At 72.8% G+C, this 14,892-nt stretch carries 14 protein-coding genes; 10 read left to right on the top strand and 4 right to left on the bottom strand.

Annotation, left to right across the window (positions count from 1 at the left end; all coding sequences use genetic code 11):
- Positions 1–85: 85 nt before the first annotated feature.
- The 4 genes from GXW83_RS23440 (at position 86) to GXW83_RS23420 (ending at position 3,679) form a co-directional block, all read left to right on the top strand.
- Positions 86–961 (top strand): MmgE/PrpD family protein, encoded by an 876-nt coding sequence (locus GXW83_RS23440; protein ID WP_225447202.1) that lies wholly within the window; start codon positions 86–88, stop codon positions 959–961.
- A gap of 62 nt (positions 962–1,023) precedes the next feature.
- Entirely contained in the window at positions 1,024–1,719 is a 696-nt protein-coding gene (locus GXW83_RS23430) for an MBL fold metallo-hydrolase (protein WP_182445026.1), read from the top strand.
- Between the two features lie 76 nt (positions 1,720–1,795).
- Entirely contained in the window at positions 1,796–2,764 is a 969-nt protein-coding gene (locus GXW83_RS23425) for a LysR family transcriptional regulator (protein WP_182445025.1), read from the top strand.
- Between the two features lie 180 nt (positions 2,765–2,944).
- The gene (locus GXW83_RS23420; RefSeq protein WP_225447536.1) at positions 2,945–3,679 is read left to right on the top strand and encodes an HNH endonuclease family protein; all 735 of its coding nucleotides are present in this window, start codon (positions 2,945–2,947) and stop codon (positions 3,677–3,679) included.
- A gap of 219 nt (positions 3,680–3,898) precedes the next feature.
- On the opposite strand, the gene GXW83_RS23415 is transcribed toward GXW83_RS23420, so the two are convergent.
- Both GXW83_RS23415 and GXW83_RS34915 read right to left on the bottom strand, forming a co-directional pair.
- Complete coding sequence (locus GXW83_RS23415; RefSeq protein WP_255431318.1) at positions 3,899–4,633, bottom strand: oleate hydratase; 735 nt, start codon at positions 4,631–4,633, stop codon at positions 3,899–3,901.
- 14 nt (positions 4,634–4,647) lie between these two features.
- Positions 4,648–4,830 carry an oleate hydratase gene (locus GXW83_RS34915; protein ID WP_255431317.1) on the bottom strand — a complete coding sequence of 61 codons (183 nt, stop codon included), beginning with the start codon at positions 4,828–4,830 and terminating at the stop codon, positions 4,648–4,650.
- Positions 4,831–5,142: 312 nt separating this feature from the next.
- Between GXW83_RS34915 and GXW83_RS23410 the strand changes: the two genes are divergently transcribed.
- From GXW83_RS23410 to GXW83_RS23395, 4 genes are all read left to right on the top strand, one after another.
- Positions 5,143–6,675: an amino acid permease gene (locus tag GXW83_RS23410; protein ID WP_182445023.1), complete on the top strand. Its 1,533-nt coding sequence runs from the start codon at positions 5,143–5,145 to the stop codon at positions 6,673–6,675.
- 64 nt (positions 6,676–6,739) lie between these two features.
- Positions 6,740–7,972 (top strand): arginine deiminase, encoded by a 1,233-nt coding sequence (locus GXW83_RS23405; RefSeq protein WP_182445022.1) that lies wholly within the window; start codon positions 6,740–6,742, stop codon positions 7,970–7,972.
- A 36-nt stretch (positions 7,973–8,008) separates the two neighbouring features.
- Complete coding sequence (gene argF / locus GXW83_RS23400; protein WP_182445021.1) at positions 8,009–9,010, top strand: ornithine carbamoyltransferase; 1,002 nt, start codon at positions 8,009–8,011, stop codon at positions 9,008–9,010.
- 1 nt (position 9,011) lies between these two features.
- Positions 9,012–9,989, top strand: coding sequence for a carbamate kinase (locus tag GXW83_RS23395; RefSeq protein WP_182445020.1), 978 nt, complete (start codon positions 9,012–9,014; stop codon positions 9,987–9,989).
- Positions 9,990–10,002: 13 nt separating this feature from the next.
- Here GXW83_RS23395 and GXW83_RS23390 read toward each other — a convergent pair whose 3' ends face one another.
- On the bottom strand, positions 10,003–10,635 hold the full coding sequence (locus tag GXW83_RS23390) for a hypothetical protein (RefSeq protein ID WP_182445019.1): 633 nt from the start codon (positions 10,633–10,635) through the stop codon (positions 10,003–10,005).
- 396 nt (positions 10,636–11,031) lie between these two features.
- Here GXW83_RS23390 and efeU point away from each other — a divergent pair, with 396 nt between their 5' ends.
- Together efeU and efeB are read left to right on the top strand one after the other, a co-directional pair.
- Positions 11,032–13,140, top strand: coding sequence for an iron uptake transporter permease EfeU (gene efeU / locus GXW83_RS23385; protein ID WP_370466755.1), 2,109 nt, complete (start codon positions 11,032–11,034; stop codon positions 13,138–13,140).
- Positions 13,141–13,213: 73 nt separating this feature from the next.
- Positions 13,214–14,446: an iron uptake transporter deferrochelatase/peroxidase subunit gene (gene efeB, locus GXW83_RS23380; protein ID WP_182445017.1), complete on the top strand. Its 1,233-nt coding sequence runs from the start codon at positions 13,214–13,216 to the stop codon at positions 14,444–14,446.
- Positions 14,447–14,485: 39 nt separating this feature from the next.
- Here efeB and GXW83_RS23375 read toward each other — a convergent pair whose 3' ends face one another.
- Positions 14,486–14,887: a hypothetical protein gene (locus tag GXW83_RS23375; protein ID WP_182445016.1), complete on the bottom strand. Its 402-nt coding sequence runs from the start codon at positions 14,885–14,887 to the stop codon at positions 14,486–14,488.
- Between the last annotated feature and the right edge of the window lie 5 nt (positions 14,888–14,892).

Raw genomic sequence — 14,892 nt, 5'->3', positions numbered from 1 at the left:
CTTCCCTTCCCCTAAAAGTAGATGTTATAAATTGTAATGCTAAGCCTCGCAGTCGAGCCGTTCCGAACGGAAGGAAGTGAGCACGGTGACCGCGCCGACGACGGATCCGACCGCAGGACAGCCCACCGACCCGGCCGGTCCCACCGGGCAACTCGCCACCTGGCTGGCGGACACCACGCTGGAGGAGATCCCCGCCGCCGTCCGCGAGCGCGCGGCGCACCTGGTGCTGGACGGGCTGGGGTGCGCGCTGATCGGCGCACAACTGCCCTGGTCCCGGACGGCGGTGGACGCCGTACTGGCCATGGAGGGCGCGGGGGACACCCCGGTGATCGGCTGGGGCCGCAGCACCAGCGCGCCGGCTGCGGCCGTGCTGAACGGCACCTTCATCCAGGGCTTCGAGCTGGACGACTACTACCCGTCCGCGCCGCTGCACAGCAACTCCCTGGTGCTGCCCGCGCTGCTGTCCACGCTCTCCCAGCTCGGCACGGTCAGCGGCGCGGACTTCCTGCGCGCCACCGTCCTGGGTTTCGAGACCGGCACCCGGGTGGGGATGGCCCTGCACGGCTCGGAGATGCTCACGCGCGGCTGGCACTCGGGTTCGGTGTTCGGCACCCACGCGGCGGCCGCCGCCTCCGGCGTGCTGCGCGGTCTGGACGCGGCCCGGTTCGAGGACGCGCTCGGCCTGGCCGGTACGCAGTCGGCCGGGCTGATGGCCGCGCAGTACGAGGCCATGTCCAAGCGCATGCACCACGGCCTGGCCTCCCGCAACGGCTTCTACGCGGCGGGCCTGGCGCCGGCGGCTACACCGGCATCAAGCGGGTCTTCGAACGATGAGCCTGGACTTCCGCCAGGGCTGGGTCGAGAACACCGGCACCGGCACCCGGCTGGAGGGCGGCACCCTGCCGCCCCTGGTGCTGGAGATCGTGGCGGCCGGGGGCATCCTGCCCAAGCTCACCCGTGAAGGCTACGTCCCGCTCCCCGCCAAGTCCTGACCCCGCCCCGACTGCTAGAGCAGGTAATCCGATGCACCCCCTCGCACCCGGTGTGACCCACATCCCCACCAGCAAGCGCGACAACGCCTTCCTCGTCGACGGCGACGACGGCCTGACCCTGGTCGACGTCGGCTGGGCCAAGGCCCCCGGCGTGCTGCTGGCCGCCCTGGCCGAACTCGGCCGCAAGCCAGGCGACATCAAGCGCATCGTGCTCACCCACGCCCACCCCGACCACGTCAAGGGAGCCGCCGAACTGCGCGAGCGCACCGGCGCCGCCATCCTGATCCACCAGGCGGACGCCGCCTGGCTGGAGGCCGGACGCGTCCCCGCCGAAGGGCGCTCCGGGGCCGTGGGCCGACTGATCGACCGGATCCCCGCGCTGCACTGGACCCCGGTCACCCCCGACGGCCTGCTGACCGACGACCAGCTGATCGAGGGCTCCGACGGCCTGCGCGTCGTGCACACCCCCGGCCACACCCCCGGTCACATCGTGCTCGTCCACGAGCCCAGCCGTACGGTCCTGTTGGGCGACGCGGTCTTCCACCGCGGCGAACTCGCCCTGGGACCGGCCGCGTTGGCCGCCGACCCGCAGCTGCGCGGCGGCAGCCTCGCCAAGCTGCCGCAGGGCATCGCGGCCGCCGGCTTCGCGCACGGAGCCCCCTTGTCGGGGCCGGACATCAGCACCTTCCACGCGTTCCTGGAACCGCTGACCGCCGACCAGCAGTAGCCGTGGCGGCCTGGAGGAACATCCCCCACCGCGTGGCGTGACACAAGGCTGCCTTGTGGCCGGATATGCTGGCCGGATGGTCCTGAGTGCGCGGATGCCCGAGCTGGGCGCGTTGGAAGTGCTGCTGGCGGTCGCCCGGGAGGGCAGCCTGAGCGGCGCCGCCCGCGAGGTCGGCGTCACCCAGCAGGCCGTGTCCGCGCGGATCTCCTCGATGGAGGCCCAGACCGGGGTGCAGCTGGTCACCCGCTCCACGCACGGGTCGTCGCTGACCCCGGCAGGCGTGGTCGTGGTGGAGTGGGCCTCGCGGCTGCTCGACGTGGCCGGGGAACTCGACGCCGGCCTGGCCGCCTTGCGTCAGGACCAGCGCACACGGTTGCGGGTCAGCGCCAGCCTCACCATGGCCGAGCAACTGCTGCCCGGCTGGTTGGTGTCGTTCCAGGCCGCCGCCCGGAACCGGGTGCAGCCGGCGCCGGAGGTGGTGCTGACCGCGGCCAACAGCGACGCGGTGATCGAGCAGGTACGCGCCGGGCAGGCCGACGTGGGCTTCATCGAGGGCCCGCGCACCCCGCGCGACCTGCGCAACCGGATCGTGTGCCAGGACATGCTGACCCTGGTGGTCCGCCACGACCACCCGTGGGCCCGGCGGCGGAAGCCGGTCACCGCCGAGGAACTGGCCGGTACGGCCCTGGTCACCCGGGAGCCCGGATCGGGAACCCGGGACGCGCTCACCGCCGCCCTGCGCGCCGCCCTCGGCCCGGACCGCCCCCAGGCGCAGCCGGTCCTGGCGCTGTCGACCACCACGGCCGTCCGGGCCGCGGTCCTGGCCGGTGCCGGACCGGCCGTGCTCAGCGAACTGGCCGTCGCCGACGACATCGCCGCCCACCGCCTGCACCGCGTCCCGCTGACCGGCCTGGACCTGCACCGCGACCTGCGCGCGATCTGGCAGGGCCCCAGCCAGCCGCCCGCGGGCGCGGTCCGCGACCTGGTCGCCCACATCGCCGCCCACCCCGGCCGCACCCCGCGCCTGACCGGCGGACCGAAGTGACGACGCCCCGGCATGGGGTGCCACCTCCCGGGTAGGGGCCCGGTCGTGACGGATCCGAGCCTGATACCGCTGACCGCGAGCACGTCCCCGGGCCCCCCGGGCCTGGCCTGCGCGGCTTCGGCCAAGGCGGGGCACAGGGGCCACCAGGGCGTAGCCGGACGCGCGTTGGCAGGAGTGGCGCTGCTCGGCCTGCCCCTGCTCGTCGCCGGTTGCAAGGGCGTCGAGCCGTCGACCGCCTCCACGCCCTCCGGCTCGGCCGTGGCGACGTCCGGTGACGGCCGTGCCGTGAGCCCGCTCGACAATCCGGACGGGACGAAACCCGGGCTGGCGGCCATCACCTCGGCCGCCGACCAGGCCCGCGCCCGGGCCCTCATCGAGAAGGTGACGACCAAGGGACGCGGCCCCAAGACGGGTTACAACCGGGGCGAGTTCGGTGATGCGTGGACGGACTCGGCCCCCGGAAGCGTCCCCTTCGCCCACAACGGGTGCGACACGCGGGACGACGTGCTGAAGCGCGACGGGCAGCAGCTCGCCTTCCGCAGCGGGTCCGACTGCGTCGTGGTCTCGATGACCCTGCCTGACCCCTACACCGGCACGACGATCGACTTCACGAAGGCGAAGGCCACCGAGGTCCAGATCGACCATGTGATGCCGCTCTCCTACGACTGGCAGATGGGGGCATCCAGCTGGTCGAAGGGCAAACGGGAGGACCTGGCCAACGACCCGCTCAACCTGATGCCGGTGGACGGCCCCGCCAACGAGGCCAAGGAGGATGCGGGCCCGGCGTCCTGGCTGCCGCCCAACAAGGCGGTCCGCTGCTCGTACTCCGTGCGGTTCGCCCAGGTGTCGTTGAAGTACGCCCTGCCGGTCACGGCGGCCGACAAGGAGATGATGCTCAAGCAGTGCGGCGGCTGACGTTCGCGCCGGGGTCAGGCAAAGGCGGTCTGCAGGATGTGGAAGGCGCTCCTGGGGTCGGACAGGGCGTGGTGGATCGCCGGGACGGGCTTGTCGACGCCGAGGAGTCCGTAGACGGCGTGCATGGCGCCGCGGACCGAGTACTCGACGGTGAAGCCACGTCCTGCGGGATCTCCACGTACTGGCCCAGCAATGCGAAGTTCGCCGCGCCGTGCGGAATCACCTGCGGCCGGTCGCCTGCGGTACGCCGGGCGAACTGGCTGGTGATGTACGGCGCTCGGGCACGGTGTCGTCGCCGCCGTAGCCGGTGTCCCCGGTCATCGAGCCCAGGGTGATGAACGCCAGATCGCCGGGGCCGATCTCGCACACAGCCGGTGCGCTGTTGCGCAGGACATGGAGCCGCTCGGCCCGGCGGACGCCGTCGGTGGTGGTGAAGTCGACGTCGGCGACCTTGACGCCGTAGTCGAGGTGCACGCCGCGCTCGACCAGCCAGGCGCGCAGCGGCCGGATGATGGAGTCGTACTGGTTCAGGCGGGTGCGGCGGACCCCGGACAGGGTGTGGATGCGGGGGAACTCCTGCATGAAGCGCAGGAAGTAGCGCTTCAGCTCGATGGCGCTGTGCCAGTTCTGGAAGGCGAAGGTGGTGCGCCACATCGTCCAGAAGTTCGTGGCGAAGAAGTGCTCGGAGAAGAACTCGTCGATCCGACGCGCGCCGATCGCCGACTCGGGCAGTGCCAGCAGCCGGGCCCGTTCGAGGCGGTCGTGCTGGTCGAAGCCCAACCGCGCTGCGTCGACGATGCGGTGGTCGCGGTCGACGAGACGGGCACGGGCCTCGGTGGGCCACTTCTCCTTGAACGCCACAATGTCCTGACGGACCGTCAAAGTTTTGTCGTCCAGGGTCGGAACCGATTCCAGCAGGTTCCACAGGCAGGTGTACGCCTCCTCCTCCAACATCCGCCCGCCCCGGGTCAGGTACGCCCCGCCGGATCACCGCGGCCGTCCATCGACCCGCCCGGCACCGGTAGCTCCTCCAGGATGTGGATGTTCCCGCCGGGGAAGTCGGCATCGCGTATCGGGAAGGCCGCCGCCGCCAGGGAGGCGATGCCGCCACCGACCAGGTAGGCCCGATTCCCGCGCCTGCTGTTGTCCATTGCTGCTCCTGAAGGTGGGTCCGAATCCCGCTGTCGTCAGCGGGTGTTCCCACTCTGGGGCGGCGGCCGTACGCGAGGGCAGGGCCGGTCGACCCACCGGCGCGTACCGCAGGTCCCCGCCGAGAGTCCGCACGCCGTCCGTGCCGCACGCACCGGGACCTTCGGGCCCCCTCAGTGGGGACTGCCGGCACAGGTGGGGGCCCCGTGGCCCCTGTGCCGGGTGACGGTCCGCAGTCGAGGATCTTGTCTCAGCAGGCCGCACCGGGTGCCGCCGCCCGCCCCACTCTCTCACCGCAGGTCAGGAGCCCTTCCATGCCCGGATCAGACCACGACGCCCCCCTCCCCGGCGCCGAGCCGGCCACCGCCGCCGACGGCACGGCGGACCGCCGCTCGACGTTCGGCCTGCCCGCCGCGACCGCCCTGGTCATCGGAAGCGTCATCGGCACCGGCGTGTTCGCCCTGCCCTCCGCCCTCGCCCCCTACGGCCCGATCGCCCTGGTCGCGTTCGTGGTCGTCACCATCGGAGCGCTGGCGCTGGCGGTCACGTTCGGGTCGCTGTCCAAGCGGGTGGCCGGCAGCGGCGGTCCCTACGTCTACGCCAAGGAGGCGTTCGGGGAGTTCGCCGGATTCCTGACCGCCTGGTCCTACTGGATCACCGCCTGGGCCGGGAACGCGGCCATCGCGGTGGCCTGGGTCGGCTACGTCGAGGTGTTCATCGACAAGGGCCACCACACCTGGGGCTCCGTCGCCATCGCGCTGGTCGGCCTGTGGATACCCGCCGCGATCAACCTCACCGGCATCCGCAACATCGGCGCCTTCCAAGTCGTCACCACCGTGCTGAAGTTCATCCCGCTGGTGTTCATGGCCAGCGTCGGCCTGCTGTTCATGAAGTCGGGCAACTTCGGGAGCTTCAACGCCAGCCACACCTCCGCCGTCGGCGCGGTCTCCGCCGCCTCCGCGATCGCCCTGTTCAGCTACATCGGCCTGGAGACGGCCTCGGTGGCCGCCGGACGGGTCCGCAACCCCAAGCGCAACGTGGCCCGCGCCACCGTCTACGGCACCCTGGCCTGCGCCGTGATCTACATCCTGGGCACCCTGGCCGTCTTCGGCACCGTCTCCCACAGCGCGCTGGGCAGCTCGACCGCCCCGTTCACCGACGCCGTCAACAACATCGTCGGCGGCACCTGGGCCGGCAACGCCGTGGCGATCGCCGCCATCATCTCCGGGCTGGGCGCGCTCAACGGCTGGACCATGATCTGCGCCGAGATGCCCATGGCCGCCGCCCGCGACGGACTGTTCCCCCGTGCCTTCACCAAGACCATCGGCCGCAACCAGGTCCCCGCCTTCGGCATCGTCTCCGCCACCGCGCTGGCCTCGCTGATCACCGTCATCAGCTACACCCACTTCACCAAGGTCTTCACCGAGATCGTGCTGCTGAGCGTCCTGACCGCGGTCATCCCGTACCTGTTCTCCGCCGCCGCCCAGCTGTACTGGCTGGTGGTCAAGGGCCAGGCGATCCTCACCCGCCGCCGTTTCGTCCGGGACGTGGCCATCAGCGCGCTGGCGCTGGCGTTCTCCTACTGGTCGATCCAGGGCAGCGGCTACCAGACGGTCTACTACGGCCTGTTCGTGGTCCTGCTCGGTATCCCGGTCTACATCTGGCTCAAGCGCTCACGCGGCGAGTACGGCGAGACCGCCCTGCCCGCGCCTGCCGCGCCCGCACTGGCCGCAGCCACCCCCGCGCCGATCCCGGCCGTCGCGGAGACACCCGCGCAGGCTCAGCCGATCCACCTGCCCGCCATCCTGCTCCGCGCCGCCGCAGCGGGCCTGCACCGCCAGCACTGACGCACGCCAGGCCCGACGCCTCCACCTCCGCCATCCCGTTCCCGCACACCCCGAGGAGCCCGCCATGTCCCGCTCTCCCGCCCTTCGCGTCGACTCCGAGACCGGCCGCCTGCGCCAGGTCGTCCTGCACCGCCCCGGCCTGGAACTGTCCCGCCTCACGCCGCGCAACGTCGACGAGCTGCTCTTCGACGACATCCTGTGGGCCAAGCGGGCCCGCGAGGAGCACGACGCCTTCGCCCAGGTCCTGCGCGACCACGGGGTACGCGTCCACTACTACGCCGAACTCCTCGCCCAGACCCTCGAGCTGCCCGAGGCCCGCGACTGGCTCCTGGACCAGGTGGTCGCCCCCGGCACCGTCGGCCCGGCCCTGGTCGACCCGGTCCGCGCGTTGTGCGCGGACCTCGACGGCCGGACGCTGGCCGAGTACCTCATCGGCGGCGTCCTCAAGGACGACCTGCGGATCACCAACCCGCACAGCCTGGTCTGGGACAGCCTGGGCGAGCAGGACTTCGCCCTGCCGCCGCTGCCCAACCACCTCTTCCCGCGCGACAACTCCTGCTGGATCGGCGACCACTACACGGTCAACCCGATGGCCAAGCCCGCCCGTCGGCGCGAGACCCTGCACAGCGCCGCGATCTACCGCTACCACCCGCTGTTCGCCGACGCCCCCGCCCCGCTGGTCGACGGCATCGCCGCCGTCCCCGGCACCACCCTGGAAGGCGGCGACGTCCACTCCCTGGCGCCCGGCGTGGCCATGGTCGGCATGGGCGAGCGCACCACTCCCCAGGCCGTCGAGGAACTGGCCCGGCGTCTCTTCGCCACCGGCGCCGCGCACCGCCTGATCGCCGTCCAACTGCCGCGCAGCCGGGCGTTCATGCACCTCGACACGGTGATGACGATGATCGACAAGGACACCTTCGCCGTCTACCCGGGGCTGGCCGACTCGCTGCGCTCCTGGACGCTCACCCCCGGCGCCGGATCGGCCACCGGCTTCGAGGTCACGCCCGACACCGACCTCGCCGCCTCCCTGGCCACGGCGTTGGAGCTGGACAAGGTCCGCTTCCTGTCGGCCACCCAGGACGTACGGGCCGCCGAACGCGAGCAGTGGGACGACGGCAGCAACTTCCTCGCCCTGGCCCCCGGCGTGGTCGTCGGCTACGAGCGCAACGTCACCACCAACACCTACCTGCGCAAGCAGGGCATCGAGATCGTCACCATCGCCGGCGCCGAACTCGGGCGCGGACGCGGCGGACCGCGCTGCATGAGCTGCCCGATCCAGCGCGACCCCGCCAACTGACCACCCTCCGCCCGCCACACACCACCGGAGCACCTGATGACCGCTGACCTCACCGGCCGCCACTACCTGGACGAGCTGGACTTCACCGCCGAACAGATCCACCACCTGCTGGACCTGGCCGCCGAACTCAAGCACGCCAAGCAGAACGGCACCGAGACCCCGCGGCTGACCGGCCGTCACCTGGCGCTGATCTTCGAGAAGGCGTCCACCCGCACCCGCTGCGCCTTCGAGGTCGCCGCCGCCGACCAGGGCGCCACCACCACCTACCTGGGCCCGGACGGCTCCCACCTCGGCCACAAGGAGTCCGTCGCCGACACCGCCCGCGTGCTGGGGCGGATGTACGACGGCATCGAGTACCGCGGCTTCGCCCAGTCCACGGTCACCACCCTGGCCGCCCACGCGGGCGTGCCGGTGTACAACGGCCTGACCGACGAGTGCCACCCCACCCAGAGCCTGTGCGACGTGTTCACCATGCGCGAGCACAGCGGCAGGCCCCTGACCGGGATCTCCTACTGCTACCTCGGCGACGCCCGCAACAACACCGCCCACTCGCTGCTGGTCATGGGCAGCCTGCTGGGCATGGACGTACGCATCGCCGCGCCCGAGGCGCTGTGGCCCGCAGCCGAGCTGGTCACCCGCTGCCGCGAGCTCGCCGAATCGAGCGGCGCGCGGATCACCGTCACCGAGGACATCGAGGAGGCCGTGCGCGGCGCGGACTACCTCTACACCGACGTGTGGGTGTCCATGGGGGAGAGCGCGGAGACCTGGGCCGAGCGGATCGGCCAACTCCTGCCCTACCAGGTCAACGCCAAGACCCTGGCCGCCACCGGCAACCCCGACACCGCCTTCCTGCACTGCCTGCCCGCCCTGCACGACCGCACCACCGGCCTCGGCGCGGACCTGTTCGCCCAGTACGGGCTGGACGGCCTGGAGGTCACCGACGAGGTGTTCGCATCGCCCGCCTCGCTGGTCTTCGACCAGGCCGAGAACCGCATGCACACCATCAAGGCCGTGCTCGTCGCCACCCTGGGAGCCTGACATGCGCATCGTCGCCGCACTCGGCGGAAACGCCCTGCTCCAGCGGGGGGAGCACCCCGACGCCACCGTCCAGGAAGCCCACATCCACCAGGCCGCCACCACCCTGGCCGAACTCGCCCTGGCCGGACACGAACTCGTCGTCACCCACGGCAACGGCCCGCAGATCGGGCTGCTCGCCCTGGAGAGCGCCGCCGACCCCGCCCTGGCCGCGCCCTACCCCCTGGACGTGCTCGGCGCCCAGACCCAGGGCATGATCGGCACCCTGCTGGTGCGCGAGCTGCGCAACAGGCTCCCCGACCGGGACGTGGTCGCGCTGGTCACCCACACCCAGGTCGACCCCGCCGACCCGGCCTTCCAGCACCCCACCAAGTTCATCGGCCAGACCTACACCCGGGCCCGGGCCGAGCAGTTGACCCGCGACCGGGGCTGGACCACGGCCCCGGACGGCGACGACTGGCGTCGCGTCGTCGCATCACCCCTGCCCCGGAGCATCCTGGAAGCCGCCACCGTCCGGTCGCTGGTCGCGGCCGGGACGGTGGTGGTCTGCGCCGGCGGCGGTGGCATCCCCGTCACCCGCAACCCCAACACCGGCCTGCTGCACGGCTGTGAGGCCGTGGTCGACAAGGACCGCACCGCCGCCCTGCTCGCCGGGCAGCTCGACGCCGACGCCCTGCTGATCCTCACCGACGTCGCCCACGTCTTCACCCACTACGGCACCCGCCGCGCCCGCGCGCTGCTCTCGGCCACCCCCGCCGAACTGCGGGCCCTGGCCCGGGAGCTGCCCGAGGGCTCGATGCGCCCCAAGGCCGAGGCCGCCGCGGCCTTCGTCGAGGACACCGGCGGCATCGCCGGGATCGGCCCCCTCGACGACGCGCTCGGCATCCTGCTGGGCACCACCGGCACCCTCGTCCGCCCGGACCGGCAGACGTCCCGGGACGGCGCGGTACCCGACCAGGCCCCGATGGAGGTGCGCTCCTGAGCGCACCCCGGGGTCAGCCGGTGCCGGGGGACTTGTCGGGGATGAAGTACATGACGAGGAACATCAGCAGGACCCAGGGGTAGCCGACGGTGTGCAGCACGGCGGTCGTCCATGCGCCCCCGGCCCAGCGCGTCAGCAGGGCGACCAGCAGGAGGTAGAGGGCGCCGGCGAGCGCCAGCAGCACGGCGGCGGGGGCGTCGTGCCAGGTGAGGCCGTGGTCGGAGGCCCGGTGCAGGGCGCTGGGCAGGTGCCTGGCCAGGGACCACAGGCCCAGGTAGAGGCCCAGGCAGGCGACGCCGAACGGCAGCGTCTTGAGCAGGCGTACGAACTTGCCCGACATCAGCGCCACCGCGAGCGTCGCGGCGACGGCGTCGGTGATGTCGCCGAGGACCGGGAGCGCCACCGCGATGCCCCCGGCCAGCAGGTCCGCCAGGACGCCGGCCACCACGCGTCCGGTGACGCTGGCGACGACGAAGCCCGCTGAGGCAAGGCTGGCCACGGCGAAGAACTCGATCGCGTGCGCGCGGTTCCACAGCGACCAGGCCAGGGCCACCGCATAGCAGGCCGTCAGGAGGACGGCCGCGGCCTCCCGCAGGGACGCCCTCCGCGTCCGCTCGCCCACACCGTCCGACGCGAGGTCCGACACCGGCGCTCCCCTCGCAGCATGCCGTCGTTACCTCCGCGTCTGCCCGCCGGGGCACGGCCTACGCGCCCGCTGCCGCTCGGTCGGGACGGTCGGCAGGAGATGGGTGTGAGTTCAGCGAGGGCCCGGGTCGGCCCGGTGAGGGCGGGAGCGCCGGAGCCCTGGGTCCGCCGCCGACAGGGAGCTGGAGACATCGCAGGTCAGAGCCGTGATCGTGGCGAGTGGCCGGGCCCCGGCGGGCAGCCGGGCAGCGTGCGGGTAAGCCCTCCTCAGCTGGTGCTCGGCGTTCGGAGCGGGTTCGGCGGGCGGAGGGGCGGCCCCTTGCAGCGGCCTGATTAGGGGTGCCTTACCTTATCTTCTGTGACTTGGGCTGAGGCTGTACCTAATCTGCTGATCGGTTTGCGCGAGGGCCTCGAGGCCGGGCTCGTGGTGAGCATCCTGCTGGCCGCGCTGCGCAAGACCGGGACGGACGGGCACCGGGTGTCGTCCGCGCCGGTCTGGCTGGGCGTGCTGGGCGCGGTGTCGGTGGCCGCCGGCTTCGCCGCGGTGCTGACGTTCTCCACCAGCGTGCTGTCCAGCGCGGGCCAGGAGGCCGTCGGCGGGCTGCTGAGCGTGCTCGCGGTCGGCCTGGTCACGGCGATGGTGTTCTGGATGCGCCGCACCGCCGCCGGACTGTCCCGGCAGCTGCGCGGCGAGGTGGAGCGCGCGGCGGCGGTCGGCGCGGGCGCGCTCGCGCTCACCGCGTTCCTCGCGGTCGGCCGCGAGGGCCTGGAGACCACGCTGTTCCTGTGGACGGCCGTCAAGGCGTCCGGCTCGACGGCCGCCCCGCTGGTGGGCGCCGGGCTGGGGCTGGCCGCCGCCGTGTCGGCCTGCTGGCTGCTGTACCGGCAGGCGGTGCGCCTCAACCTGGGGGTCTTCTTCAACCGCACCGCGCTGGCGCTGATCATGGTCGCCGCCGGGGTGCTCGCGTACGGCCTGGGCGACCTCCAGGACGCGGGCCTGCTGCCGGGCACGCACTGGATCGCCTTCGACCTGACCGCGCACCTGGACCCGAACTCCTGGTGGGTGTCGATCATCACCGGATGCACCGAGCTCGCGCCCCGGATGACGGTGCTCCAGGTGGTGGCCTGGACCGTCTACCTGGCCGTGGTGGTCCCACTGTTTGTCCGCGCCGCACGCCCCGCCCCCGCACCCCGGACCGCAGCCGAAGCCCCCGCAGCCGCCACCATGCCCGCCGCGACGCCCGCAGCCACGACGCCCGCCGCCCCCGACGCGGCCGAGGCCCCCGGCCGCTGGGTACGGCTGGCCGGGCAGCGCCCCTGGCCGGTGGCCGCCGTGCTGGTGGTCGTCCCGACGCTGGCCGCCACCGCCGCCGTCCTGGCACTGCCCTCCGCCGCCGCGGCCACGGTGACGGTCACCCGCACCCGCTGCGCCCAGGAGTGGACCTCCGCCCGGGCCGGCAGCCAGACCATCGCGGTCGACAACAGGACCGACAGGGCGGGCGAGATCGACCTGGTCAACGCCTCGGGCGCAGTGGTCGCCGAGATCGAGACCATCGGGCCCGCCACCACCGCCGACATGACCGCGACCCTGGGCAGCGGCTCCTACGCCATCAAGTGCCTGATGTCCGGCCAGGCCGCGGCCTCCTCGGCCAGCGTCCAGGTCAGCGGCTCCAGCGCCCAGGCCGCGCCCGCCGCGGTGAAGCCGGTCACGCTCCAGGAGCTGACCGGCCCCAACGACGCCTACCAGCACTACGCGGCGGGCGTGCTGGCCCGGCTCACCGCCGACGTCGCCGCCCTCCGCACCGACCTGACCGCCGGCAACCTGGCCGCCGCCAAGGCCGACTGGCTGACCGCCCAGCTGGACTGGGAGGAGGTCGGAGCCTCCTACGACAGCTTCGGCGACGCGGGCACCGCGGTCGACGGACTGCCCGACGGCCTGCCGAACGGCGTCCAGGACAGCGGCTTCACCGGCCTGCACCGGCTGGAGTACGGCCTGTGGCACGGCCAGAGCGCAGCGCAGCTGCTGCCGCAGGTGGCCACGCTCGGCGCAGACGTCGCCGACGTGAGCCGGAACCTGGCCACCGACGACGAGGCGGGCGACCCGACCAACCTGCCGATCCGCGCCCACGAGATCATGGAGGACGCGCTGCGCGACCACCTCTCCGGGATCGACGACGAGGGCGCCGGAGCCGCCTACCCGGAGACCTGGGCCGACGTGCAGGTCACCCGGACCGTGCTCGGCGAGCTGTCCGGCCCGCTCACCGCCCGGGCGCCGAAGCTGCTGCCGCTGGCGGAACAGCAGCTGGACGCGCTCCAGTCCGCGCTGCTGGCCACCCGCGCCGACGGCCAGTGGCAGACCCCGCAGCAGGCCCCGCAGCAGGCCCCGCAGCAGTCCATGCAGCAGCCCCCGGCCGCCGCCCGCCAGCAGGTGGACGCCGCCATCGGCGCCCTGCTGGAGACCCTGGACCAGGTCCCGGACCTGCTGGAAGTCCCGCCCAGCCACTGACCTGCCCGACGACACCCCCACCCGACGACACCCCCACCCGATGAGCACGTACCAGGAAGACAGGCGTCCGAAGATGAATGTCAGCCGTCGCAGGTTCCTCTCCGGCGCCGCCGCGGGCGCCGCCGGCACCGCCCTGACCGGCGGAGTGCTGATCGGCGGCGCGCAGGCCGACGCCCGCGCCGCCGACAGCGGCCCGGCCACGGCCGACTCCTACCCGTTCCACGGCGCCCACCAGGCCGGCCTGCTCACCCCCGGCCCGGCCGACAAGCAGGCCGCCGCCTGCTACGCGGCCTTCGACGTCACCGCCACCGGCAAGGCGGAACTGGCCGAGCTGATGCGGACGCTGACCGGACGGGCCCGCTTCCTGGCCACCGGTGGCACGCCCCCCGACCTGGGCGTCGGCCAGCCGCCCTCGGACAGCGACGTCCTGGGGCCGGTCGTGCCCGCCGACGGACTGACCGTCACCGTCTCCGTCGGCTCCAGCCTCTTCGACGACCGCTTCGGCCTGGCCGCGGACAAGCCCCGCAAGCTGACGCCCATGCGGATCTTCCCCGACGACTCGCCCGATCCGGCCTGGATGCACGGAGACCTGCACCTCCAGATCTGCGCCAACCACCCTGACACCGTCCACCACGCCATCCGCGACATCGCCAAGCACACCCGCGGCGCGATGCAACTGCGCTGGAAGATCGAGGGCTACAACTCCCCGCCCCGGCCCTCCGGCACCGGCCGCAACCTGCTCGGCTTCAAGGACGGCACCGCCAACCCCACCGGCACCACCGCGCAGCAGCTGATCTGGGTGGACGACCCGGCCGAGCCCGCCTGGGCCCAGGGCGGCTCGTACCAGGTGGTCCGGCTGATCCGGATGCTCGTCGAGTTCTGGGACCGGGTCTCCATCAACGAGCAGGAGGGCATGTTCGGCCGCCGCCGCGACTCCGGCGCCCCGCTGGACGGCACCAACGAGTTCGACACCCCCGACTACGCCGCCGACCCGCACGGCAACGTCATCCCCCTCGACTCGCACATCCGGCTCGCCAACCCGCGCACCCGGCAGACCGCCGACCAGCGGCTGCTGCGCCGCTCCTACAGCTACGACCTCGGCCTGGACCAGAACGGCGACATCCAGGCCGGGCACATCTTCACCTGCTACCAGCAGGACGTGCACCGGCAGTTCGAGACCGTGCAGACCCGGCTGATCGGCGAGCCGCTCATCGACTACGTCCAGCCCTTCGGCGGCGGCTACTTCTATGTCCTGCCCGGCCTGGCCGACACCACCGACTGGTACGGCCGCGCCCTGCTGGCCTGACCCGGCCCGGCCCGGCCAGCGGGGCAGCGCGGCCCCGGGTCAGAGGCGGATCTGCGACAGCAGGGCCAGCAGGGCGGTGGTGGCCACTCCGCCCAGGCCGTGCTCGAGTACCGCCCGGATCGACGCCAGGACGTCCTTGAGCAGGTGCTTCTCGGGCTCCGGCGAGTCGATCTGCCGACGTACCGTCTCCACCCGGGGGGCGATCTGCTCCAGGGCCTCCGCGCTCTGCTCCTGCCGCAGTTCCGGCAGCCGCTGCAGGTACTCCTCGATGAAGGCGCGGATCCGGTCGTCCTCGCCGCCCGGCTCCGCGCCGCCGCCGGAGACGGCCCGAGCGCCGGGGCCGACGGCCATCGCACCGATCCGGTTGTGGCCGCCGAACTGCTGGAAGCCGTGGTTCACCGAGGGCCCGCCGGGTACGTCGCCGGGTGTCTGACTGGACATCGCAA

This window comes from Streptacidiphilus sp. PB12-B1b (assembly GCF_014084125.1).
Taxonomy (GTDB): Bacteria; Actinomycetota; Actinomycetes; order Streptomycetales; family Streptomycetaceae; genus Streptacidiphilus.
The sequence above is the reverse complement of the archived record's forward strand: the minus strand, read 5'-3'. Positions and strand labels throughout refer to the sequence as shown.